Annotated in this window: 19 protein-coding genes; 13 read left to right on the top strand and 6 right to left on the bottom strand. The window is 63.8% G+C overall.

Annotated elements, in window-relative coordinates; translation table 11 throughout:
- The first annotated feature begins 113 nt into the window (after nt 1-113).
- The 4 genes from ACOGXC_RS12380 (at nt 114) to ACOGXC_RS12365 (ending at nt 6164) form a co-directional block, all read left to right on the top strand.
- Nucleotides 114-413 carry a helix-turn-helix transcriptional regulator gene (locus tag ACOGXC_RS12380; protein WP_419918482.1) on the top strand — a complete coding sequence of 100 codons (300 nt, stop codon included), beginning with the start codon at nt 114-116 and terminating at the stop codon, nt 411-413.
- A gap of 7 nt (nt 414-420) precedes the next feature.
- A complete protein-coding gene (locus ACOGXC_RS12375; protein ID WP_419918481.1) occupies nt 421-1653 on the top strand; it encodes a type II toxin-antitoxin system HipA family toxin in 1233 nt (410 codons plus the stop codon).
- A gap of 154 nt (nt 1654-1807) precedes the next feature.
- Nucleotides 1808-4717 carry a hypothetical protein gene (locus tag ACOGXC_RS12370; protein ID WP_419920080.1) on the top strand — a complete coding sequence of 970 codons (2910 nt, stop codon included), beginning with the start codon at nt 1808-1810 and terminating at the stop codon, nt 4715-4717.
- Nucleotides 4718-4817: 100 nt separating this feature from the next.
- A complete protein-coding gene (locus ACOGXC_RS12365) occupies nt 4818-6164 on the top strand; it encodes an aromatic ring-hydroxylating oxygenase subunit alpha (RefSeq protein WP_419918480.1) in 1347 nt (448 codons plus the stop codon).
- A 48-nt stretch (nt 6165-6212) separates the two neighbouring features.
- On the opposite strand, the gene ACOGXC_RS12360 is transcribed toward ACOGXC_RS12365, so the two are convergent.
- Nucleotides 6213-7394: an amidohydrolase family protein gene (locus tag ACOGXC_RS12360; RefSeq protein WP_419918479.1), complete on the bottom strand. Its 1182-nt coding sequence runs from the start codon at nt 7392-7394 to the stop codon at nt 6213-6215.
- 149 nt (nt 7395-7543) lie between these two features.
- Here ACOGXC_RS12360 and ACOGXC_RS12355 point away from each other — a divergent pair, with 149 nt between their 5' ends.
- Together ACOGXC_RS12355 and ACOGXC_RS12350 are read left to right on the top strand one after the other, a co-directional pair.
- A complete protein-coding gene (locus tag ACOGXC_RS12355; RefSeq protein ID WP_419918478.1) occupies nt 7544-9217 on the top strand; it encodes an N-acyl-D-amino-acid deacylase family protein in 1674 nt (557 codons plus the stop codon).
- A gap of 120 nt (nt 9218-9337) precedes the next feature.
- A complete protein-coding gene (locus ACOGXC_RS12350; protein ID WP_419918477.1) occupies nt 9338-10861 on the top strand; it encodes a Fic family protein in 1524 nt (507 codons plus the stop codon).
- Between the two features lie 57 nt (nt 10862-10918).
- On the opposite strand, the gene ACOGXC_RS12345 is transcribed toward ACOGXC_RS12350, so the two are convergent.
- The gene (locus ACOGXC_RS12345; protein WP_419918476.1) at nt 10919-11524 is read right to left on the bottom strand and encodes an orotate phosphoribosyltransferase; all 606 of its coding nucleotides are present in this window, start codon (nt 11522-11524) and stop codon (nt 10919-10921) included.
- 196 nt (nt 11525-11720) lie between these two features.
- Here ACOGXC_RS12345 and ACOGXC_RS12340 point away from each other — a divergent pair, with 196 nt between their 5' ends.
- From ACOGXC_RS12340 to ACOGXC_RS12330, 3 genes are all read left to right on the top strand, one after another.
- Nucleotides 11721-12632 (top strand): hypothetical protein, encoded by a 912-nt coding sequence (locus ACOGXC_RS12340; RefSeq protein ID WP_419918475.1) that lies wholly within the window; start codon nt 11721-11723, stop codon nt 12630-12632.
- A 160-nt stretch (nt 12633-12792) separates the two neighbouring features.
- Complete coding sequence (locus tag ACOGXC_RS12335) at nt 12793-14097, top strand: cytochrome P450 (RefSeq protein ID WP_419918474.1); 1305 nt, start codon at nt 12793-12795, stop codon at nt 14095-14097.
- A 31-nt stretch (nt 14098-14128) separates the two neighbouring features.
- The gene (locus ACOGXC_RS12330) at nt 14129-14902 is read left to right on the top strand and encodes an SDR family NAD(P)-dependent oxidoreductase (RefSeq protein WP_419918473.1); all 774 of its coding nucleotides are present in this window, start codon (nt 14129-14131) and stop codon (nt 14900-14902) included.
- A 63-nt stretch (nt 14903-14965) separates the two neighbouring features.
- Here the strand turns inward: ACOGXC_RS12330 and ACOGXC_RS12325 are convergent, their stop codons facing one another.
- Entirely contained in the window at nt 14966-15412 is a 447-nt protein-coding gene (locus ACOGXC_RS12325) for a Zn-ribbon domain-containing OB-fold protein (protein ID WP_419918472.1), read from the bottom strand.
- Nucleotides 15413-15513: 101 nt separating this feature from the next.
- A complete protein-coding gene (locus ACOGXC_RS12320; protein WP_419918471.1) occupies nt 15514-16662 on the bottom strand; it encodes a thiolase C-terminal domain-containing protein in 1149 nt (382 codons plus the stop codon).
- A 98-nt stretch (nt 16663-16760) separates the two neighbouring features.
- On the opposite strand from ACOGXC_RS12320, the gene ACOGXC_RS12315 reads away from it, so the two are divergent.
- Complete coding sequence (locus ACOGXC_RS12315) at nt 16761-17330, top strand: nuclear transport factor 2 family protein (RefSeq protein WP_419918470.1); 570 nt, start codon at nt 16761-16763, stop codon at nt 17328-17330.
- Nucleotides 17331-17352: 22 nt separating this feature from the next.
- Here ACOGXC_RS12315 and ACOGXC_RS12310 read toward each other — a convergent pair whose 3' ends face one another.
- Both ACOGXC_RS12310 and ACOGXC_RS12305 read right to left on the bottom strand, forming a co-directional pair.
- On the bottom strand, nt 17353-18027 hold the full coding sequence (locus ACOGXC_RS12310) for a class II aldolase/adducin family protein (RefSeq protein ID WP_419918469.1): 675 nt from the start codon (nt 18025-18027) through the stop codon (nt 17353-17355).
- Nucleotides 18024-18995 (bottom strand): NAD(P)-dependent oxidoreductase, encoded by a 972-nt coding sequence (locus ACOGXC_RS12305; RefSeq protein ID WP_419918468.1) that lies wholly within the window; start codon nt 18993-18995, stop codon nt 18024-18026. Before ACOGXC_RS12305 ends, ACOGXC_RS12310 begins: the two co-directional genes overlap by 4 nt.
- 212 nt (nt 18996-19207) lie before the next feature.
- Between ACOGXC_RS12305 and ACOGXC_RS12300 the strand changes: the two genes are divergently transcribed.
- The 3 genes from ACOGXC_RS12300 (at nt 19208) to ACOGXC_RS12290 (ending at nt 23477) form a co-directional block, all read left to right on the top strand.
- Nucleotides 19208-20596 carry a xylulokinase gene (locus ACOGXC_RS12300; protein WP_419920079.1) on the top strand — a complete coding sequence of 463 codons (1389 nt, stop codon included), beginning with the start codon at nt 19208-19210 and terminating at the stop codon, nt 20594-20596.
- Between the two features lie 149 nt (nt 20597-20745).
- Nucleotides 20746-21672 carry an LLM class F420-dependent oxidoreductase gene (locus ACOGXC_RS12295; RefSeq protein WP_419918467.1) on the top strand — a complete coding sequence of 309 codons (927 nt, stop codon included), beginning with the start codon at nt 20746-20748 and terminating at the stop codon, nt 21670-21672.
- Between the two features lie 74 nt (nt 21673-21746).
- A complete protein-coding gene (locus tag ACOGXC_RS12290) occupies nt 21747-23477 on the top strand; it encodes a class I adenylate-forming enzyme family protein (protein WP_419918466.1) in 1731 nt (576 codons plus the stop codon).
- Nucleotides 23478-23482 lie beyond the last annotated feature (5 nt).

Below are 23482 nucleotides of genomic sequence, written 5' to 3'. Positions count from 1 at the left end.
GCAGCACCGCCCGGTCGAGCTCTTTGGCTTAGATTATCAATAGGATATTGTCGATAAAGCCATTATTTTTGCTTTATGCTGTCGATGTGGGTGGTCCTAAGGTTTATGCACCTATGACGATGGAAGCGCTCCGGCTGCTGGGAGATCGAGTGCGTTTGGCCCGCCGGGAACGGCGGTGGACGGTTGAGGATCTGGCGGCAAGGGTTGGGGTGTCTCCGGTGACGATCCGCAAAGTGGAAAAGGGTGATCCCACTGTTGCGCTGGGCACTGCCTTTGAGGCTGCGGCATTGGTGGGGGTGGCATTGTTCGATGAGGATCCCGCCCGCCGGACCCTTGAGGCCGAGTACGTTGTTGCTCGACTTGCCGTGCTGCCCGCGGCGGTGCGTCGTGGCCATGTCAACGACGACTTCTGACTCTGACATGGCCGAGCGTCCGGTTGAAGCCTTTGTTTGGGTGTGGCTTCCGGGGTCAACCGAGCCGGTGGTCGCCGGAAGGCTCACGGACCGGGGCTCGGTCATCACGTTCACCTACGGGCGCAGCTTCCTGGAACGGTCCGATGCCATGGCGTTGTACTTGCCCGAACTTCCGTTGCGCCGGGGAGAGGTTGCCCCGCTTTCCGGCGAGATCGCCGGGTGCATTGCCGATGCCGGCCCCGATGCCTGGGGTCGGCGGGTGATCGAGTCCCAATGTGTTGGGAACACTACTGATTTGGGAACTCTTGCCTATCTCCTGGCATCCGGATCCAACCGCACCGGTGCGCTCGATTTTCAGCAATCGGCGGTTGAATACACCCCCCGCGGTCACGATGTGGTGCCACTGGAGGAGCTTGCCGAGGTTGCCGAGCGGGTTGAGAACGGTGTACCCCTCACCCCAGGGCTGGAACATGCCTTGTTTCATGGCAGCTCGATGGGCGGGGCCAGGCCCAAGGCAGTCGTAGTCGACGGTATGCGGCAGATGGTTGCCAAGTTCACCTCGGTGGTCGACTCCTTTCCCGTGGTCAAGGCGGAGTATGTGGCCATGGAGCTGGCCCGCCGGGCCGGTCTCGAGGTCGCTGGAGTTGGTCTTGATCGCGTCCTGGGCCGTGACGTTCTGCTGGTTGACCGTTTCGACCGTACCGAGGCCGCCGGCCGGCGCATGATGGTGTCAGTGCTCACCCTTTTGGAGCTGCACGATGCCGGCGGTATGGCCGGTCGCTACGCCACCTATCCCGACTTTGCCTTTCAGATAAGAGCGCGATTCGCCAACCCCGATATCGCGCTCAACGAGTTGTTCGCCCGCATCACCTTCAACATCTTGGTGGGTAACACCGACGATCATGCTCGCAATCATGCTGCGTTCTGGGACGGTACCCAGCTTACGCTCACCCCTGCCTATGACATCTGTCCCCAGAGCCGCGTTGGTGAGCAAGCAGCCCAGGCCATGGCTTTTGGGGATGATGGTGATCGATTGAGCCAAGTGGCTCGGTGCATCACCCATGCCGGTATCTACCATTTGACGGCCAGACAGGCCAGAGACGTTGTGGAGCACCAGATTTCTGTCATTCATGACGAGTGGGTCTCGGTGTGCGACCAGGCCGAGCTGGCCATGGCCGAGCGCGAGCGGCTGTGGGGACGCCAATTCCTCAACCCCTACGCGCTCTACAACCTTCGCTGAGGGGCTGCGCCGGTGGGCAAAATGTAATCTCGTGTTTGAGTTGAATTGTGCGGGGGGGGGGGGGCGTGTGGTAGGTTGGTGTTGAGTTGTTATGGGTGCTTGGCCAGGAAAGGTGTGATTGATGGGTAGGGTGTGTTTTCGTCGGGGTTTGTTGGTGGTGGCGTTGTTGGCGGGTGTGGTGGTTGTTCCTCAGGGTCTGGTGGCGCAGGGCTCTTCCGGGGAGGGGGTTGTGGCTGTGTCGATAGACGCGCCGATCAACCTCGATGTCGCGGCTCGCGACGGGGGCGTGTCGCTGTCGTGGAGCCGTGGCGACGAGCCCCGCAAGAAATCGAATTGCGCCACGTCGAGCTACGAGGTGTACGTGTATGACCGCTCCGGTGACACGGTCGCGCAGCACAGCGTGGCATTTCCGGACAGCGCGTTGGATCTGGATCTCGTCGCGGACACGAAATACAAGGCGCAGGTGTACGCCTACTCAAAGGACTGCGCCCGTTGGGGCAAAGATGCGATGGTCAAGTTCAAGGTCGTTGCCGCAAAGCCAACGCAGACCGAAAGCTTGTTCCAAGCTCAGCAAGGCACAGATGAAGGCTCTGCAACTCCTACTCCGACACCAACCCCCGAACCCACGCCGACACCAACGCCGGAACCTACGCCTGTGGTGTTGACGGTATCAGTGGCTGATGTGAGCGTTGTTGAGGGTAATAGCGGTTACACCGACCTTGTGTTCACGGTGGAGTTGAGCGGTATGCCTAGCCATGACGTGACCGTGCATGCCTCAGCAGTGTCGCCTCGGAGCGCCTCAGCCACCCGCAGCAAGAACAACCCAGGACGTGACTACGTGGGTTTCAACAAAAAATCTGTGGTCTTTCCAGCCAACGCCACTGGAGCCCAACTTACTCAAACCATCAATGTTCAAGTAATAGGTGACACAACACCGGAGGACGACGAAACCTTTGTCCTCCGCCTCAAAAATCTCCAAACCCAGGATGATCGAGTTGCTTTCACCGGAGGCGACCGGAAACTTGAAGCCACCGGTACCATCCGTGATGACGATGCAACTCAAACCCAAGTCTCAACTCAAACCCAAGTCTATGGAGCTGGAATCAGAGACGAGCAACCCTTACAAGATGGCATACCAACCCCTACTCCTACTCCAACCTCTACCCCCACTGCAACTCCCGAACTCACCCCCACTTCCACTCCTGAGCCCACCCCTCCTCCAGGCAATGTAAACGATGATAGTGATGGCGGGGATAACAGCGATGTTGGTGGTTTAAATGATGGTAATGACGACGATGATGGTGCTGTGGGCAAGGTGGATGACGTTGTTGTTACTGCGTCTGAGAGCCCTCTTTTTGCTGCTGGTATGGATCATTCCTGCGCGTTGCGTGACGACGGCAGTATTACCTGTTGGGGTAGTAACCGGGATGGTCAGTTGGATGTTCCGTCGGGTAAGTTCAGTGCGGTATCTGCTGGCTACTCTTCTTGCGGGTTGCGCACTGACGGTACCATTGCCTGCTGGGGTTCTGGGGGTAGTAAAGGTGTAGATCTGCGGGTGGGTATACCATCTGGAAGCTTCAGCGCGGTATCAGCTTCACGGTATCATGCGTGCGGGTTGCGCACTGACGGTACTATTGCCTGCTGGGGTAGCGATGGGTTTGGCCAGTTGAATGCTCCGCCGGGTAAGTTCAGCACCTTGTCAACAGGGTTTGGTAGTGCTTGCGCGCTGCGCGCTGACGGCACCGTTGCTTGCTGGGGCACTGATCTTTTACACAGAGACCTTTCATTGACTTACCCTTTCAGTAAGTTGGCTTCTCCGTCGGGTAAGTTCACCGCGGTTTCGGCTGGCGGGTACTTTGCGTGCGGGTTGCGCACTGATGGCACTATTACCTGTTGGGGCAATCCCAGTGAAGGTCGGTTTGATGCTCCGTCGGGTGAGTTCAAAGCGTTAGCTGCCGCCGTTGACTTTGCGTGCGGGGTGCGTGTTGACGCCAGCATTGCCTGTTGGGGTGATGAGAGGTTGGGCCAGACTGACGCACCAGAGGGGAGCTTCACTGCGATCAGTGCTGGTTGGCGGCATTCTTGTGCCATGCGTGTTGATGGTACCCTTGTGTGCTGGGGTATCAGCGATGATGGCCAGACGGACGTACCCGAGGATTTGGCGGGTACGTCAACCGATGGGTCAAACCAGCCGTTCCGGTTCTCGTCTATATCTTCTGGTGGGGACCACACGTGCGGTTTGCTTACTGGTTTGTTGAGTGATGATGCCAGAGCCGTTTGTTGGGGAGACGACAGCCATGGCCAGTCAACTCCTAATTCGGGTAAGTTCACTGCTATTTCCGCCGGCCAGGACTTCTCCTGCGGGGTAGCACGTACTGGCGGTACCGTTAGTTGTTGGGGGAACAACAGCAAAGGGCAGTTGGACGCTCCGTCGGGTGAGTTCATTTCTATATCTTCCGGTGGAGCTCATTCGTGCGGGGTGCGCCCTGGCGGCGCTATTGCCTGCTGGGGTGACAACAGCCATGGCCAAACGGATGCCCCTTCGGGCACGTTCGATGAGGTGTCGGTTGGTTACCAGCATTCTTGTGGACTAAAGCGAGGATATGGTATAGCCATACTCCGAGGCGAAAGTATTGTTTGTTGGGGTGATAACAGTAGCGACCAGACGGACGCACCCGTAAAACAACAAGGCTCAAGTTGGACCGAAAGCTTCCTTAGACTATCGGCTGGCTACCAGCATTCGTGCACAGTCAAATGGGGCGGCACTGTTGTTTGTTGGGGTGATAACAGTAGCGGCCAGACTGATGTGCCTACGCACTCATCCACCATGAGGAGGGTGTCGGCTGGTTACTGGCAGTCGTGCGGCATGGATGCTTATGGCGCTACTTTCTGCTGGGGTGATGGCGATTACGATTTCAGCAAGTCGGAGTTTTCGGCGCACCTGTTCAGAGAGGTGTCGATTGGCCATGAGCATTCGTGCGGGCTGCTGCGCACAGGCCACGTTGTTTGCTGGGGTGACAACAGTAGCGGCCAAACCAATGTCCCCACCCGCCCCCGCACCTAACCCAGCACCCCACCTGGAGCCGTGCTGCTGGGTGTGTGCGGGTTGGCTGCGTGCTTGACTATCGGGTGTGCGCCGGCGGACCGCGTGCTTGACTATCGGGATGGTTGATGTCGCAGCACCGCAGGAGACCGAAATACTGGGTACCGCCGTAACCGCTTCGGGGTTGGCATCTCTGGCTCCGGTGAAGATCCCCGTGCAGCGCTACATCTCACCGGAGTTCGCCGAACTTGAACACGAGCGGTTGTGGCCCAAGGTGTGGCACGTGGCCTGCACCGTTGACCACGTCGCCAATCCCGGCGATTGGTTCGAGCACCGGCTGGGTAAGTATTCGATCCTGCTGGTGAGGGGCACCGATGGCGTGTTGCGGGGCTTTCAGAACGCCTGCCGCCACCGGGGCAACCCCATATGCCAGGGATCGGGTGCCGGAATCACCGAGCTGCGTTGCCCCTACCATCGATGGGCGTGGGACCTTGCCGGCCGGTTGCGGGAGATACCGTCTCGCCGGGGATTCGGCCCCATCAACAACGACGACCTACCCCTCGTGCCGGTAAAGGTGGATACCTGGGGCCGCCTGGTGTTCGTGAACCTCGACACCGGTGCCGAACCTCTGGAGGGTTGGCTCGAGGGCATACCCGACGACATTGCCTGGGCCAACCTGGACGAGTTCCGGGGCACCTACTCCACCGTCACCCCGGTGAACTGCAACTGGAAGGTGGTCAACGAGGGGTTCTCCGAGACCTACCACGTGCAGGGCCTTCACCGGGAGATGCTGGGCAGTATCAACGACGTGGATGCACCCCAGCGAATCTGGGACCACCACAGTGCCTCCTACCAGGCCTACGGCGTTCCCAGCCCTCGCCTGGGCCGAAACGTGAGTGACCAAACTGTGTGGGACTCCTTTGTTGCCACCCAAGGTGGTCGCATGGGCCCCGACTACACAGAGCCCTGCGCCCTGCCCGAGGTGCCCGAAGGCCAAACCCTCCAAGATGTGATTGCCCAGAACATCAGAGAGCATCAGGCCACTTCGGGGGTCGATCTGAAGGGTTACGACACCGCGCAAATCACCCATCTCAGCCAGTACAACCTGTTCCCCAACACAACCCTGCTAATCAGCGCCGATCTGTTCACGGTGCTGACAGCAAGACCCGGCCCCAGCCCCGACACAGGGGAGCTGGTCACCATCCATCTGAGCCGGATGCCGTCGGCCGATGCCCCGGCCTCGTCGCCGGTTCATGTCACCGTGCCCATGGACCAAGCCGATTTCGGATTCGTGCTGAATCAGGACTTCAGCGTGATTCGCACCATGCAGGCAGGGCTGCACCAACCGGGCTTCACCCATGTTTGGTTGTCGGGTGAGGAGTGCCGCATCATCAACATGCACCGCCACCTGGAGCGGTGCCTGGGGTTGGCCCCCGGTGGTTGGCAGCGATCAGGCCACCTTCATTAGGTGATCCAATTGATTGATCGACACCGGTAAGCCGGTGGTTGATAGCGATCAGGCCACCTTCATTAGGCGGGACATGTTGCCGCCCATCACCTTTTGGATCTGATCCTCGGGGAGCCCGTCCAACTGGTCCACGAACGAGATCGGGTCGGCCATGCCCTCGACATGGGGGTAGTCCGAGCCGAACACCACGTTGTCGGCCCCCACGACACCGATGAGCCCGATCGGGTCGTCCTCGTGGAAGGGGTGGATCCAGATGTTGCGCCGGATCACGTCCACCGGGTGCTCCTCCCAGGCGTGGGGCATCCTCCGGTAGCACGTTTCCAGATGGGCGAGCAGTGGCCGCACCCATGAGCTGCCGTTCTCGATGATGGCCACCTTCAGCCGGGGGTGCCGGGTGAGTGCGCCGTGGGCGACCCACGAGGTCACCGCGTCCTCGATGGCCCGGTTGTGCATCACCGACATCTGGAACAGCGACTGGTTGAAGGCCATCATCTCCTCGCTGGAGCCCTCCCACTCGTTGGTGAACCGGGTGTAGCCACTGTCGGAGGCGTGCATGGCGACCAGCACGTCCAACTCCACCACCCGCTCCCAGAACGGGTCGAACTCGGGCAGGGCGAACGAGCGCGGTCCCCGCAGACCGGGAGGCGGTGCCGGCCGGATCAGCACCGCTCTCGCCCCCCGTTCCACGCACCACTCCAGCTCCTCAATGGCTTTTTCCATGATGGGCAGGGTCACGATGGGCACCGGGAAGATGCGGTTCCGGTAGTTGAATGTCCAGTGCTCGTGCATCCACCGGTTGAGGGCGTGGATCACGATATGGCACTCGTCGGGGGCATCCCGGAAGCGCTCCTCCACCAACGATGCCAGCGTGGGGTACATCATGGCGTAGTCCAGGCCCAACTCGTTCATCAACTCCAGCCGGGGTTCGGGTTCGAAGAACGCCGGCAGAGCATCCATGGGCTTCATGATCTCCCGCCGTGACTTGCCCTCCGGGTTGCCGTGCTTGAAGTACTCCTCCTGGGCCCCGGGCGAGCCCACTCGCCTGAAGGTGGGGTTGGGGATGTAGTTGCTGATCCTGCCCCTCACCAGGATTTTCGTGCGACCGTTATGATCGATGTAGTCGATCAACCCCCGGTGGGAGTCGGGCAGGTGCTTGGTGAGCGCCTCGGTGGTCTCGTACATGTGGTTGTCGGCATCGAAAACGGGAAAACCAAGCCGTCGAGAAGACATGCCGGCCATTATAGACTCTGGGGTTTTCGGGGTTGGTTGGGGAGGTTGTTGGGGCCCCGGGTTTTCGGGGTTGCGTGGGGGCTCGGCCCATGAACCTGGGGTTGAGCTATTTCTCGCCGCTGCCGGGGCTCGGGCCTAGATTTGAGGGGGTGAGCTTGGAGGTTGCCATTCGGGGTGGCACGGTTGTGGATGGTACCGGTGGTCCGGGGCGGCGGGCCGATGTGGGTATTGCCGGTGGGCGGATAGTCGCCATTGACGATGCCGTCGAAGCCCCCACCGAGATCGATGCCTCCGGCCGGCTGGTATGCCCTGGGTTCATTGATTGTCACACCCACTACGACCCCCAGGTGCTGTGGGACCCGTGGCTGTCGCCGTCGTGCTGGCACGGGGTCACCTCGGTGGTGGCCGGGAGTTGCGGCTACAGCATCGCCCCCACCAAAGCCGCCGATCGGGCCTCTCTCATCCGTACCCTCGACAAGGTGGAGGACATGCGGGTGGCCACCCTGGAGGCCGGGGTGAACTGGGATTTCGAGACTTACGGGGAGTATCTGGATGTGATCCAGCTCCGGGGTTTGGCCGTCAACTTCGGTGGTTATGTGGGCCATACTGCGGTGCGGCTCTACGTCATGGGCCAGGATGCCTACGAGCGGGAGGCCACCCCCGGGGAGATAAACCGGATGAAGAGCGCCGTGGCCGAGGCCATTGCCGGGGGTGCTCTGGGGTTCTCCACCGACCGAGCCGGGTTCCATCTGGGCGACGGCGGGCGGCCGGTACCGTCCATCGTGGCAACCCAGGCCGAGACCGAGGCCCTCATCGGGGTCACCGCTGAGATCGGCCGGGGCGTGATCCACGTGGCCCCGGGGGAGAACTACCGCTGGGTTTACGACCTCCAGCCCGCACTGGGACGGCGGCTCAACTGGTCGTCCATCCTCACCTATCCCGCCGCCGCCACCTCCCGAGCCGGCTATCGCACCAAGCTGGACGACCACCTGGCCGGCCGGGCCGCCGGGGCCGATGTTTGGGTGCAGGTCACCTGCCGTCCCATCACCCAGCACATCACCATGATCGAGCCCACCCCCTTCTACACCATGGGTTCGTTCGCCGAGCTGGTGGCCCTGGCCCACGATGACCGGCCGGCGCTGTATGCCGACCCCGGCTGGCGGGCCCGGGTGCAGTCCGACCTTGATGCCAACGGTCTTTTGGCCTCCCGTTGGGACACGCTGACGGTGGTGGAGTCACCCCACCAGCCCGGTTTGGTGGGGTCATCGGTGGGTGAGCTGGCCGCCGACCGGGGCTGCTCACCGTGGGATGCCATGTGTGACATAGCCCTGGCCGACGGGCTTATGACCCGCTTCGAGGTCACCTTTGCCAACGACGAGGTGGACGGGGTTACCGCCCTCATGCAGGCCGAGGGTGCTGTCATGGGCCTGTCCGACGCCGGGGCCCACGTGGGCCAGATCTGCGATGCGGTGATGCCCACCGACTTCTTGTCGCGCTGGGTGCGTGACCGGCGAGTGATGAGCCCCGAGACCGGTATCCACAAGCTCACCGGCGAGCTGGCCGAGATGCTCGGCCTCGCCCCCGACCGGGGCTACCTGCGCCCCGGAGCGGTGGCCGATCTGGTCGTGCTCGACTGGGATCATCTCGCGGTCGGGCCCATCCGCCGGGTGAACGACATGCCTGCGAGCGGCGAGCGCCTGATAGCCGACCAACCCCGCGGCATCGACCACATCCTGGTGGCCGGCACCCCTACCCGCCTCAACGGCCAGTGCCTCCTGGATCAGCTTGAAATCCTCCCGGCGGCCACCCTCCGCCCATCCTGACCCGCGACTAAAATAAGAGTTTTTACCCAAAGAACCTTTATTTGAAAGAAAACACTAATAAAAGAGCAATTCCGAATAAAAAAGTTCAAGTAAAAGTATAGCTGCGCGTAAAGTATTGGTATGGCGCAAGCAGCAGCTTTCCGCTGGCCGGTGGGACCTCGTACTGTCTTTTATGACGACGATGAGGGCGTTGCCTCGGCACCGACCCTGCGACGAGCAGTGGCTGAAGGTCGCCTTCGCCGCCTGGCACCCCGGTTGTACACGGCTGACCTGGTTAGCGATCCGGCTGACATCGTGGTGGAGAATCGTTGGTACATCCTGGGTCGCCTTCTGCCGGGAGCCGTGGTTGTGGATCGCTCGGCGGCCGAGGGCGGCAAGGTGGTGGACGGCCTTCTCCATGTGGCCACCGACGAGCGGCAAACAACTTTGAGGTTGCCGGGTTTGGAGATCCGAGTACGCCCGAATGATGCAGATGTTTCGAAGTCGGAGGATTTGCCGTGGCCGCATGGCCTGCGGATGTCGCGACCGGCCCGCGTCCTGGTCGACAACCTGGCAACAAGCAAGAGTACGGGAAGGCGGCGATCCCGCACCCTGTCCCTGGCTGAGCTGGAGGATTGGTTGGCTCGCAAATCCATGTTCTGGGAAAAGAGCCGGGTGTCTCGACTTCGTGAGGAAGCCATTGAACTAGCCGGCAGGATGGCCGCACCGGACCGGATCCACGAGATCGATGCTCTTTTCGAGCGGCTGGCCGGGCTTCTACCACTGCGCCCGGATTTTGGAAGGTTGCTCAAGGCTTTGCTCACCGATCAAGCCTGGGACGAACGGCGGGTGGAGATGTTCGAGCGGTTGGTAGCCATGTTGGCTGAGCACGACGATCCTGAAGCGCCCGATTTCTTACCCGAAGGAAGGCTTTCTGCTGAGCTGCCCTTTTACGAGAGCTACTTCTCCAACTACATCGAGGGCACAAAGTTTACGGTGGATGAGGCCCGCCGCATCGTCGAGACTCAACAGCTTCCTGCATCCCGGCCGGCCGATGGCCACGACATTTTGGGCACCTACCGGTGTGTTGTGGATCCCGTTGGTCGCAAAGCCGTGTCTGAAGATCCTCAAGTTCTGGCGGATTACCTTTGCGAGCGGCACATGATGATCCTTGGTGGTCGCCCGGAGTTGTGCCCCGGTAAGTGGAAGCAGGACAACAACCAGGCCGGTGGTTACAGCTTCGTGGCCCCCACGCTGGTGGGGGGTACGCTGCACAGGGGATTCGAGCTAGTAGCCCAGGTACCGGCCGGTTTTAGGCGGGCGCTCTACATGATGGTGCTGGTCACGGAGGTTCACCCCTTTGCCGATGGCAATGGGAGGGTTGCTCGGGTGATGATGAACGCCGAGCTGTCGGCTGCCAATGCCTCGCGCATTATCATTCCCAGCGTCTACCGCAAGGAGTATCTGGCGGCCCTGCGGCGAGCGTCCATATCCGGAGGTGACGACGTGTCGGCCCTCATTCGGGTTATGAGTTTTGCATGGCGGTGGACGGCGGCCATGCCCTGGGAGGATCGAGCCGCAACTGCGGGCCAACTGGAGGCCACCAGCGCCCTGCGAGATCCTGACGATCTAGCAGTAGGTGGTGTGCAGCTCACGCTGCCGTGACAAACAAAACGATGTCGGGAACGGTCAGGGTAGGCCCGAGGGAGGGAGGCGGAACGGTCAGCCGGGGGGTATTACCGGGTCGATGTCGAGGTCGGCGTAGGTCAGTATGGGGAAGTAGGGCACGCCTTGCTGGTCGAAGGCTTGTCGGGCCAGCGAACCCCTATCCACGATGGTCGCGGCGGCCACGACCTCGGCTCCGGTTTCCAGCACCGCTTGCAGGGCCGTCAACGCGGAAGAACCGGTTGTGGTTATGTCGTCCAGCAGCAGGACCCGAACTCCCTGCTCAAGAGAAGTGCCCTCGATGAGCTTGTTCGTGCCGCGGTTCTTGGGGGCCTTGCGCACCGAGAACCAGCGGCAGTTGCTCATCGACGCAATGCCCACCGCCAGCGGGTCGGCACCCATCGTCATCCCCCCGGCCGCGTCGAAGTCGATTCCCGCTTCGTGAACCCGCTCCACGATGGCCCGGCACGCCACTTCCAGCCTCTTCCAATCACAAAGTGCCTGCTTCATGTCGATGAAATCGCTCGACATCGCACCACAAGCCAACTTCACCGGTTCACCCATCTGCTTCAAACCCGCTCTCTTGACGATGTCGAGCAGAGACTCACCCCCTTCGTCCATCTGCTTCAAACCCGCACTCTTGACGATCTCAAGCAGGGGCATATCCCCAGGTTAGACCGGACAGTTGCTCCCCTGCTGCCTTTTCCCTGAAGTTAAATTTGCCCAGACCCTCTTGGCTCAATTTGAAAATAATTGAAATCCACTGGATTTCCACAAGCAATCCTCAGCCTGGTTCGGCTACGTTTCATCGGAACTTCCCCCTTCAGTTGCCATGTACAACATGGAAGGGAGAAGGACCGTGTCCGCTCCATCCGAAATCTGCACCTGGGTGCCCTGGTGGTCGCCCGAGCAGCGACGAAGCTTTCTCGATCATGTGGAGGCCGTTGTTCGGGCCCGCTTCGGTGAGTTCAGCCTTGATGAGGTCGCCGGGACCGTTACCGTCGAGAAGCTGGACTGCGTGCTCGGCCTGTCCAACCTGGCGCAAACCTGCCGGCTGGCCGACCCTGGCGAGTGGCGGTTCATCATCTACGAGCATGTTGCCCGGCTCGACGATTTCGCTCCCGATGCCCTGGCCGATCGCCTGGGCGATTACGAGCGACTCCGGGGTGACCTGAGAATCAGGGTGGTCAGCGCCCAGCATCTGTGCCACATCGACGCGGTGCGCGATCGGTTGCCGGTGGGTCTGTTCGCCTGCCTGTCGCTCAACCTGGACGGGGCCTCCAGCCCGATAGACCGCAGCTACTTCCACGACTGGGGTGTTGAGCAGGACGAGGTGATGGCGGTGGCGCTGGCCAACACGCTCATGGCCGAGCCGCTGACGGTGGAAGAACCGGATGAGTCGAACGGAGGGTTCCGGGTTCTATCGGGAGATTCCCTGTTTGTCTCCGGCCATTTGCTCGACTTCGCCCGCTCGGTACCCGACATCGGTCCGCTGGGTGCGGTGGTGACCGTGCCCGCGGCCCATACCATGCTGGTTTGCCCGGTGGAGTTGAACGAGCGGTTCGTGGATCGCTCGGCATCCATGCTGGCGGCCGGCTACATCCGCTACCTGACCGGCCCCAACTCGGTCAGCCCGAATGCCCTGTGGTGGCGTCCCGGTTACCCGCCGGCCGGCTTCGCCCGGCTCGACAGCCAGAGTTTCGAGTTGGTCGTCCCCGAACCGCTCCGCTCCCAACTCGGGATCATCGGCGGCAATTTCGACTCCCAGTAGGGCCGGGCAAACCCGTGGAACCCACTGCCTGTCCCCCTAACCATGAGGTTTGCCCATGCGGGGGGCGGGGGTGGCTCGATTCTTGGGGCCGAGGTGCCGACTCTGCCAAGATGGTGTTACCAACAAGATGGTGTTACCAACGCAGCGTGGGGGGAAACGCATGGCCATGACCGACACCGCCGGGGCGATCTCTCTCGATGAGATCGACATCCACTCCAATGAGCAGTACCGAGATCACGGGTACCCGTGGGCGGCGTGGGACCTGCTGAGGGCCGAGGCCCCGGTCCACTGGTACGACCGCCCCGGTATCGAGCCGTTCTGGGCCATTACCCGCTACGAGGACATCCACTGGGTTTCGTCCAACGACAAGCTGTTCATCAACGGAGGCCCCCGCCTGCGCCTGGCCAGCATCGAAGACGACGAGGGAATGATGCAGCGCCGCATCAAGAGACTCACAGAGCTGGGCTGGGACCTGGACGAGCCCATGGACATGGTGTTCATGGACCGTCCCCGCCACACCAAGTTCCGCCTCCTGACCGCTCGCCGGTTCACCCCTCGGGCCATGAGGGAGCACGAGGCACATCTCGATCAGTACGCCTCCCGGTTCACCACCGAGTTCGAGCAGGTGCTGGAGCGCGAGGGCGAGGCCGACCTGGTACTCGATTACGCGGTGAAGCTGCCGCTGGCCACCATCTGCGATCTCATGGGCTTGCCCGTGGACGACTGGGCCAGGATTCACAGGTTTACCGAGATGATGTTCGACGACGAGGAGAACCTGCGCTGGGCCGAGCCGGGCGAGACCATGGACGACTTCAAGTTGCGGATGAGCCGCCAGTTCAGCTCTTACATATCCACGATCATCGAGGACTGCCGGCAGGAGCCCCGCGACGATCTGACCGGTGCGGTGGTGAACGGCCGGGTTGATGGCTGCCCGCTCACCACCCAGCAGCTCACCGGCTACATCGTCTTGTTGCTGGGAGCCGGCAACGAGACCACCCGCAACGCCACCACCAGGGGCCTCACTGCCCTGCTCCAGGACCGCGATCAGATGGATCGCCTGCTGGCCGAACCGTCCCTGATCGAGCCCGCGGTGGAGGAGATCTTGCGTTGGACCTCCCCGGTGATCCAGTTCGCTCGCACCGCCACTGCCGATGTCGAACTTCACGGCCGGCGCATAAGGGCCGGCGACACCGTAGGGGTGTTCTATCCGTCGGCCAACCGGGACGGGGCGGTGTTCACCGACCCCTACCGTTTCGATGTGGGCCGCATCCCCAACCACCACATGGCGTTCGGCCACGGCGTGCATTTCTGCTTGGGGGCCAACTTGGCTCGTTGGGAGCTTCGGGCCATGCTCAAGGCCGTTCTGCCCCTGCTGCCCCGGCTGGAACTGGTCGGCGAAACCGAGCGTCACGGTCACCTTCACGTGGGGGCCGTGAAACACCAACGGGTCCGCCTGGTGGCATAACTTTTGACGGGCACGGGAGAGGAGAACCGATATGGGGCGACTGGAGGGCAAGGTGGCCTGGATCACCGGGGCGGCATCGGGCATCGGCCTGGCCACGTCGGAGCGTTTCGCGGCCGAGGGAGCGATTGTGGTGGGGTCCGACATCAGCGAAGGGGAGGGTTGGCCGGCGGTGGCCGATGCCGCCCCGGCATCGGGCTTCCATCTGGTGGATGTCCGCGACGCGGTTGCCCAGGAGGAGTTGGTAACCCGCATCATTCAGGAGCACGGCCGGCTCGACGTGCTGGTCACCGCGGCTGGGGTGGCCGGGGGTGGGCACGTTCACACCATCGAGGTCGAGGAGTGGGATCGGGTGCAGGACATCAACCTCAAGGGCACCATGCTGTCGTGCCGAGCCGCCCTCAAACCCATGGTGGCGGCCCGGTCGGGGAGCATCATCACCATTGCCAGCGTGGAGGGGCTCGAGGGGTGCGAGGGCGGCAGCACTTATAACGCCTCCAAGGGTGGGGTGGTGCTTCTCACCAAGAACATCGCCAGTGATTACGGCCCGGCAGGCATTAGGGCCAACGCCATCTGCCCCGGTTTCATCGACACCCCCATGTTCCAGGCCGTCATTGCCCCGCTTGGCCCGATTGCCGACAGCATCCGCGAGCAACACAAGCTGAAGCGCTGGGGACGGCCCTCGGAGATAGCAGGAGCGGCATTCTTCCTGGCCTGCGACGACTCCTCGTTCGTTACCGGTGTCGCCCTGCCCGTGGACGGTGGCTACACCGCAGGCCACTCCCACGGCCTGGGCTCCGTTTTATAATTCTGTGCTCGTGTAGGCCTTTGCTGAAAGTGGGCCTCGGTGCGCTCCGGCCTGGGCTCCGTTTTATAATTCTGTGCTCGTCGTACCCCGCTCGGCGGGGCGGAACTTGATGAGGGTGATCTCGGGGGTGATGTCCTCGAAGGCGGCTTCCACCTCCAGGCCGCAGGTGATGGCGGCGTTGTCGATGCCGATGAGGTTGGAGTACATCATGGGCCCCTCCTCCAATTCCACCAGCACCACGTTGTAGGGCAGTTCCGGCTCGAACGAAGGTATGTAGGGCTGGCGCATCAGGGTGAAGCCCCACACCGTGCCCCGGCCCGATGCCCTTGTCCACTCCCGGTCGAAGGACAGGCACCGGGGGCAGGAGGCGTAGGGCGGGAACCACACGTGCCCGCAGTTCCGGCACCGGGGCAGCACGAAGCGGTGCCGCCGGGCCTCGGCCCAGAACTCCCGGTCCTCGGTGGTAACCGTGGGCAGCGGCTTGAAATACCCCGCCCCGCTGCCGTTCATAGCGCCTTACTTTGGCGTGGGAGTTCGTTGTTCATAGCATCCCGGCGCGGTGTGGGATTTCGTTGTTCATGGCACTCCGTCCGGGTGTGGGATTTCGTTGTTCATAGCACCCCGTCCCGACATAGAAGGGTTGCGCCCGGCAGGGCCGACAGGCACCAGTACAGCGACCAGTCGCAGTCGGGGATCTGGCGCACCCCGGCGGTGCCCCGGAGTTGTCGTACCGCCTCGGCGTGCTGGTTCCAACCCTGGAGGTAGGCCTCGCTCAGCATGCCCCCGCTGGTATTGATCGGCAGCTCCCCGCCCAGGGCGATGCGACCGTTCTGTACCCACTCCAAACCCTGACCCCGGGGGGCGAACCCGAACCCCTCCAACCCCCACAGCACCGCCACGCTGAAGTTGTCGTACACCTGAAGGCAGTCGATGTCGCCGGTGGTCACCCCCAGAGGGTCGAACAGGTCGGTCTTCATCGAGCGGCAGGCCTCGTCCCAAAACTCCAGGTCCACGTACCACTCCCGGAAGTTGGCCCGTCCCGCGGTACCGGCGATCAGCACCGGGGGATGGTTCAGATCCCGGGCCCGCTCGGCGGTGGTCACCACGTAGGCCACTGCCCCGTCGTTCACCAGGCAGTAGTCGAACAGCCGCAGCGGTTGGGCGATGTAGCGGGAGGCCAGGTAGTCGTCGATGGTCATCTCGGCTTGCATGATGGCCGCCGGGTTCAGCCGGGCGTGGGATCGGATGGCCACCGGAATGGCCCCGAGCTGCTCCTCGGTGCCCCCGTACCGGGCCTGGTAGCGGGTGAACCCCAGCGAGTACTGGGCCCCGGGGGAGGCCATGCCGTACACCGAGTCGTACAGAAGCCCCTGGCCCTGGGCCCCGAACCTGGTTCCCTGGCTGCGGAAAACCACCGAGTTGAACAGCACCACGTAGTCGGCCAGCCGGTGATGCACTGCGGCCGCCGCATGCATCAGAGCGGTGGCGCACATCCGTCCGGCCTGGGGGTAGTCGGCCACGAAGCGCACGTCGGTGAGACCGGTGCGGTAGGCAATCGGCTCGTAGTGGGCCACCCCGCCGGTTATCAGCCCGTCGATCCGGGATTTCTCCAGGCCGGTGTCGGCAATGGCTGCCCCGATGGTTTCGGTGGCCAGGGCTTCGCCGGTGCGGTGCCGGTCGGGGGTGCGGTACAAACCGGCGAAGTCGCTGCTGGCTATGCCCACTATGGCGGTTCTGCCTGCGAACTCCCGATCGGTCATCGGCTTGCGACAATACCGGTCATGAGCTTGCGGCTCGTGTTTGTGACGTAGCCACCGCTCAGGCTCTATGGTCGGGATCCGAGCGAAAGGGGAAACCCGTGAAGATGAATCCCAACAAAACATGGCGGCTGGTGGCCGAGCGCCTGGAGGCGGAGACCAACCCCCGTCGCTGCCATGTGCTGGAACTGGTACTGGCCCACATGAAGTGCGAGGCCCGGGCCGACATAGAGGGGGTGGTGGCCACCCTGAGCGACAAGCCCCAGTACATCATCTGGGCCAACCCCGACGACCCCATGGCCAGCCCCGGCGGTTCCCGTGATGCCATCCGGGGCTTCTACGACCGCAGCATCGTGCAAACCGGGGCCCACCGCTTGGAGTTCGACTGCGACCGGGTGATCGTCGATGACGATGCCGTGTTCACCGAGGGCGTTATGCGCATGGCCTATCCCGGTCACACCCTGGAGGCCATGGGCATACCGGTGGCCGATGCCGACTCGTACTACATGGCCCAATCCCGCATGGGCATCGTGTGGCCGGTGGACCCGAACGACCCCGAGGCCAGGCTGTCGGGCGAGGAGGTTTACTCCTCCGGCGACGCCTTCGAGGGCATCGCCGACCGGCCCATCACCCTCGACGAGATCGCCCCCCTGGAACCAACCGCCACCTAGCTCCCACACCCCAAGGGCACTGTCAGGATAGAAGCCTCGCCGAGGTTGCCCAGGTTTGGGTGCGGAGGTAGGAGTAGACCTCGGCGAAGTCGGAGCGGGCCTTGGTGGGGAGTTCTACCGGGTCACTCAGCCGGCTGGCCCCCCACACGATGCGGGCGGTGTGCTCGGCCACCTGGGCGGCGTGCAGGGCGTGATTGGGCGACGACCCCACGCACAGCATGCCGTGGTTGGCCATGAGCACCGCCGAGCGGTCGGCCAGATGGCGGACCACCTCCTCGCCCAGCTCGTCGGTCCCCGTGGGTCGGTAGTCGGCCACCGCCACATCCCCACCCAGATAGATGATGACCTCCTCGATGACCGCGGGGATGCTCCGGTGGGCCACAGCGAACATGGAGGCGTGCACCGGGTGGCAGTGCAGCACCCCGCCCACTTCGGGAAACGCCCGGTAGCAAGCCAGGTGCATGGCCTTCTCGGTGGATGGGCGGGACACTCCCGCCACCAGGTTCCCTTCCAGGTCCACTCCCGCCAGATTGTCGATGCTCACCTGGTCGTAGGGCAGCGACGATGGGGTCAACCAGATAGTCCCGCCGGTGTGCCGCCCCGACACGTTTCCCGCGGTGCCCACCACCAGCCCCGACTCATCCATTGCCTGAGCCGCCCTCACCACCTCGGCTCGAATGTCGGTGTTCTCGGTCATTGCCACACCTCCGGGTTGGCCAGGCGGTGGGGCCGTTTTCCGGCCAGCAGCCGGAGGATGTCCTCCACCACCATGTCGGTTTGATTCACCTCGGTGTCATAGGTGGCACCGCCCACATGCGGGGTCAGCACCACGTTGTCGAGCTGGGTCAACGGATGATCGGTCGGTAGAACCTCACCATCCACATGGTCGAGGCCCGCCCCGGCCAGATGGCCCGACCGCAGGGCATCCACCAGGGCACCGGTGTCGTGGAGCCCCGCTCGGGCCGTGTTCAGGTAAATCGTTCCCGGCCTCATATTGGCGAACTGCTGGGCTCCGATCATGCCCAGGGTCTCGGGGGTTATGGGGGCATGCATCGACACCACGTCGGCTGCGGCCAGCAACTCATCCAATTCGCAGTCCCCATCGGGTTGGTAGGGGTCACTGGCGATGATCTTCATGCCCAGACCCTCGAGACGCCACCGGGTTGCCAGTCCCACCGCCCCCAGCCCCACCAGCCCGGCTGTGCGACCGGCCAGTTGCCAGGTTCGGTACCGCTGGTAGGGGAGGGTACCGGTGAACACCGTGCCTGCCCGCATGTCCCTGTCACCCAGCACCAGGTGGCGGTTGACCGCAAACAGCAGCGCCACGGCCATCTCGGCCACCCCGTCGGCGTTGCGTCCCGGGGTATGCAGCACCGGGATGCCCGCGGCGGTGGCACCGGCCAGGTCCACGTTGGTCGGATCCCCCCGGGTGGAGGCCACAGCCTTCAGCGGCTGCTCGAACACCGGCCCTCGACAGTCGTCGGCCTCGCACACCAGCAGGTCGGCCTCTACCTCGGTCAGCCGGGCGGCCAGATCGGCGGCGCGGTAGAGCCGGACGGGTTGGTGGTCGATCCACGGATCCAGCACTACATCGGCCACCTCACGAAGCTGGTCCAGGCCCGACCCCCGCAGGGGGGCGGTGACCAATACTCGATGCCGACCCACCGGTTCAGGTTATGACCCGGTTCCCGGGTTTGCGCCATTGCCGTGCATGGTATCCGGCCAGTTCCCAAACCCAATCGTTTGAGCCAAAGCAGGCAGTTTGCGCCATTGCCGTGCGTGGTATCCGACCAGTTCCCAAACCCAATCGTTTGGCCCGAAGCAGGCAGTTTGTAGCATTGCCGTACTGTCATTTCGCGGCCTGGCCACTACGGTTGGTGCTTGTGGTTACGGCAGGGCCGGTCACGGTGGGCATCGATATCGGTACCACTTCGGTGAAGGCGGTGGCCGTGGATGCCGGGGGCGAGGTCCGAGCCCGTATTCGCATCCCCCACCCCGTTCATGCCCCCACCCCGGCGGTGTTCGAGCACGATGCCGCTGCCGTGTGGCACGCCAACGTGGTTGTGGCCTGCGACTCGGTATCGGTCGGTCACCGGGTGGCCGGTATCGGGCTGGCGGCCATGGTTCTGTCCCTGGCCGCCGTGGATGCTGGGGGGATGCCGATCTCTCCGGGAATCCTGTACGGAGACCACCGGGGTCACCACCCCGACGGTGAGATCATCGGGTTCCTGCGCCACCTTGAGCAGGCCTTCCCCGGTGCCCACGGTTACTGGCCCGCTCAGGCGGTGGCCGGTGCGGCCCTGTGTGGGACCGGGGCGGTGGATGGTGCGGCCCTGTGTGGGACCGGTGCTGTGGCGGTGGATGATACAGCCCTGTGCCGGACCGGGGCTGTGGACGGGGCCACCGCCATGAGCTGCCTTCCCCTTCTGGGTGCCGATGGCTGGGACGCCGACTGGTGCGATCCTGCCCTGCTGCCCGATCTGGTGATGGATTCGAACCCGATTGGTCACCGGAACGGTTCGCCGGTGGCCGCCGGCACGGTGGATGCGCTGGCTGAGCAGCTCGTTGCCGGAGCCGACTCGCCGGGCGATGTGCTGGTGATCTGCGGGACCACTCTGATCACCTGGGCGGTATGCGAGGGCTGGCCCGAGGCCGAGGGTATGTGGACCATCCCCCATCCGGTGGTACCCGGTTTGGCCGGAATCGGCGGGCCGAGCAATGCCGGGGGCTTGTTCCTGGAAAGGGTCCGGGCACTCACCGGCGACCCCGAGATCGGCCGGCTCGACCCCAACCGCTTGCCGTTGTGGGTGCCTTATATCCGGGGCGAGCGCACTCCCCGCCACGATCCCGGTCTCCGGGCGGCGCTGATCGGTCTGGATGTCGGCCACGGCCCCCGGGAGGTGCTGGCGGCGGCCTACGAGGCATCGGGATTTGTCGTTCGCCATCACCTCGATCTGGCCGGCGTGTCACCCGACCGCATCGTGGCCGTGGGCGGGGGTACCTGCGTCGGGCATTGGATGCAGGCTCTGGCCGACACCAGCAACTTGCCGGTGGACGTGGCTGCTGTTCCCGAGGGCGCGGCCCGGGGCGCGGCCTACCTGGCCCGCATCACTGCCGGCCTGGAGGATCGGGACCCGGCCGGAGCCCGGCGCTGGGCCCATATCGATCACCGGGTCGAGCCCCGTCCCGCCTGGGCCGAGGCCTGCGCCCGCCGCTACCCGAAGTGGCGAGCCGCCTGTGACGCAAGCGCTGAGGCCGCGGGGTGAACGGACCTGTGACGCAAGCGCTGAGGCCGCGGGGTGAACGGACCTGTGACGCAAGCGCTGAGGCCGCGGGGTGAACGGACCTGTGACGCAAGCGCTGAGGCCGCGGGGTAAAAGGAGTAGAAAATAACCCAACAACATGGAGGAGATGGATGAAGTTTGCAGTGACCTATCCGATGGTGGCCCATCCGTGGGATCCGAAGCTGATCACCAAGCAGGGCGTGCGGGATTTTGCCCGCACCGCCGAGGACTCCGGATTTGATGGGCTGGGCTTCACCGATCACCCCTGCCCCACCGACCGCTGGCTGAGAGCGGGCGGCCACGATGCCGTCGACCCGTTTGCCGCCCTGGCCTTTTGTGCGGCCATCACCGACCGCATCAAGCTGATCCCCAACATAGTTGTGGTGCCCTACCGCAACCCGTTCATCATGGCCAAGGCCATCGCCACCGTGGACACCTTCTCCGACGGACGCTTCATCCTTGCCACCGGCACCGGCTACCTGAAGGGCGAGTTCAAGGCCCTCGGTGTGGATTTCGCGAACCGCAACCAAATATTTGACGAGGCCATCGAGGCGATGATCGGCATCTGGACCACCGATGATTTCGCCTACGAGGCCAGTACCTTCACCGCGCTGGGTCAGACCGCCAACCCCAAGCCGGTGCAAAAACCCCACCCCCCCATCTGGATCGGTGGTAACTCCAAGCGGGCCCGCCGGCGGGTGGCTGCCGTCGGTAACGGCTGGACCCCGTTTCCCGCTCCCCGGGTTCTGGCCACCACCGCCAAGACCCCACCCCTGGAGACCCTGGACGACCTGTCCGCCATGCTCGACGAGTTGTGGGCCTACGTGGATCAGGCCGGCCGCAACCCGGCCGACATCGACATCAGCTATTTGAACCCCGCCGGGGGCCAGCCGGCCGATGCCAACTTCGACGCCGACACCCACATTGCCGGGCTGGCCGATCTCGAGGCCCTGGGAGTGACATGGATCACGGTCAATCTCCCCGGTGACGACATCGAGGCCACCTTGGACACCATGCGCCTTTACGGTGAGACGGTGATCTCCCCCACCCGGAGTTGACGTGTTGCCCGTCCTGATCGACCCGTTCAGCCCGCTACGGTGAGACGGTGATCTCCCCCACCCGGAGTTGACCGGTGCCTTCGGGGATTCCCGGCGGCACCGCTGGGGGGCTGGGCCCGGTCGACTTCCCAGCCTACGAGCCGACGGTTCCCGGGATGATCCGGGCCGCGGTCGGCGAGCACGGTCACCGGATGCTGGCCGTGCTCGGTGACCACCGGGTGACCTACGCCAACGCCGACACTGCTTCGAAGGCCATCGCCAAGGGGTTGCTGGCCATCGGGGTGGGCAAGGGCACCCGGGTGGGGCTTTTGGCCCCCAACAGCCCCGATTGGATCGCGGCCTGGCTGGCCATCGGTCGCATCGGCGCGCTCGGGGTGCTGCTCAACACCTACTACCGGGCCAAAGAACTCGACTGGGTACTGCGCCACGGGGACGTGCAGGTGCTGCTCTGTGCGTCCCGCCATCTGGGCCACGATTACCCGGCCCTGCTGGAGGAAATAGCCACCCCTGGTGATGGTCGGGTCATTAGAGCGCCGTCGCCCGACCGTGTTGAGGATGCTGGTGGTGGTGATGGGTGGTTTGGTGATGATCGGGTCATTCGGGCACCGTCGCACCCCTACTTGCGTTCGGTGTGGGTTTGGGGGCAACCCGATCGCCCGTGGCTGGCCTCGATGGATTCGCTGGTGGCGGCCGGCGAGGCGATCGACGACGGGTTGCTGGCCGCGGTCGAGGCCCAGGTGAGCCCGGCCGACGAGTTCGTGGTGGTCTACACCTCGGGTAGCACCGCGGCTCCCAAGGGTGCGGTTCACACCCAGGGAGCGGTGGTGCGCCATGCCCACAACCTGTGGCGGTTCCGTGACCTGGTGGCCGGCGACCGCCTGTACACACCGATGCCCATGTTCTGGGTGGGGGGGATGTCGTTCACCCTGGTGGCGGTGATCCATGTCGGTGCCGGGCTGGTGTTCGAGGAGCGGTTCGAGCCCGGTGAAACCCTGGCCCTGATCGAGCGGGAGCGGGTCACGCTGGTGGCGGGCTGGCCCCACATGGCCAAGCTGCTCACCGACCATCCCGACTTTCCCACCCGTGATCTGTCCTCGGTTCGGGGCGGTAGCCTCTACGCCCTGCTGCCCCCCGAGGAGCAGATCGAGGATCCCGAGCTGCGGGTCAACTCCCTGGGTATGACCGAGACCCTCGGCCCCCACACCCTGGACATGATGGGCACCCCGCTTCCCGAAAAGAGGCGGGCCTCGTTCGGCCGGCCGGTGCCGGGCATGGAGCACCGGATAGTCGATCCGGAAACCGGGGAGGATTGCCCGCCGGGCCGCCGGGGCGAGGTGTGGGTGCGGGGTTACGCCCTGATGGTTGGGCTGTACAAGGTGGAAAGAGCCGATGCCTTCACCCCCGACGGCTGGTATCGCACCGGCGACAGCGGCTACTTCGACGGCGACGGCTACTTCTACTTCACCGGGCGTATGGGCGACCTGATCAAGTCGTCGGGCATGAACATCACTCCCCGGGAGATAGAACTGGTTCTGGAGGAGTCCGATGCGGTCATGCATGCCTTCGTGTGCGGTGTGCCCCACCCCGACCGGCTCGAGGACGTGGCCGCCGCCGTGGTTCTGCGGCCGGGCCGAACGCTAACCGCCGAGGACCTCAGGGCGTTCGTCGCTTCACGGGTGGCGTCGTACAAGGTCCCCCGCCATCTCGCGCTCTTTGATGCTCCCGGCGCGTTGCCCTGGCTGGATTCGGGCAAGATCGACCTTACGGGGGTAAAGCGTCTCCTGGCCGAGCGGTTCAAGTCGTAGCGATG

The sequence above is a fragment of the Candidatus Poriferisocius sp. genome, from assembly GCF_965202595.1.
In the GTDB taxonomy this organism is placed as follows: Bacteria; Actinomycetota; Acidimicrobiia; order Acidimicrobiales; family Bin134; genus Poriferisocius.
The sequence above is the reverse complement of the archived record's forward strand: the minus strand, read 5'-3'. Positions and strand labels throughout refer to the sequence as shown.

Excerpts from the sequence above, each read along its gene's own strand:
- ACOGXC_RS12380 (WP_419918482.1), top strand. The coding sequence starts at position 114 with ATGACGATGGAAGCGCTCCGGCTGCTGGGAGATCGAGTGCGTTTGGCC.
- ACOGXC_RS12375 (WP_419918481.1), top strand. The coding sequence starts at position 421 with ATGGCCGAGCGTCCGGTTGAAGCCTTTGTTTGGGTGTGGCTTCCGGGG.
- ACOGXC_RS12365 (WP_419918480.1), top strand. The coding sequence starts at position 4,818 with ATGGTTGATGTCGCAGCACCGCAGGAGACCGAAATACTGGGTACCGCC.
- ACOGXC_RS12360 (WP_419918479.1), bottom strand. The coding sequence starts at position 7,394 with ATGTCTTCTCGACGGCTTGGTTTTCCCGTTTTCGATGCCGACAACCAC.
- ACOGXC_RS12350 (WP_419918477.1), top strand. The coding sequence starts at position 9,338 with ATGGCGCAAGCAGCAGCTTTCCGCTGGCCGGTGGGACCTCGTACTGTC.
- ACOGXC_RS12345 (WP_419918476.1), bottom strand. The coding sequence starts at position 11,524 with ATGCCCCTGCTTGAGATCGTCAAGAGTGCGGGTTTGAAGCAGATGGAC.
- ACOGXC_RS12335 (WP_419918474.1), top strand. The coding sequence starts at position 12,793 with ATGGCCATGACCGACACCGCCGGGGCGATCTCTCTCGATGAGATCGAC.
- ACOGXC_RS12330 (WP_419918473.1), top strand. The coding sequence starts at position 14,129 with ATGGGGCGACTGGAGGGCAAGGTGGCCTGGATCACCGGGGCGGCATCG.
- ACOGXC_RS12325 (WP_419918472.1), bottom strand. The coding sequence starts at position 15,412 with ATGAACGGCAGCGGGGCGGGGTATTTCAAGCCGCTGCCCACGGTTACC.
- ACOGXC_RS12320 (WP_419918471.1), bottom strand. The coding sequence starts at position 16,662 with ATGACCGATCGGGAGTTCGCAGGCAGAACCGCCATAGTGGGCATAGCC.
- ACOGXC_RS12310 (WP_419918469.1), bottom strand. The coding sequence starts at position 18,027 with ATGACCGAGAACACCGACATTCGAGCCGAGGTGGTGAGGGCGGCTCAG.
- ACOGXC_RS12295 (WP_419918467.1), top strand. The coding sequence starts at position 20,746 with ATGAAGTTTGCAGTGACCTATCCGATGGTGGCCCATCCGTGGGATCCG.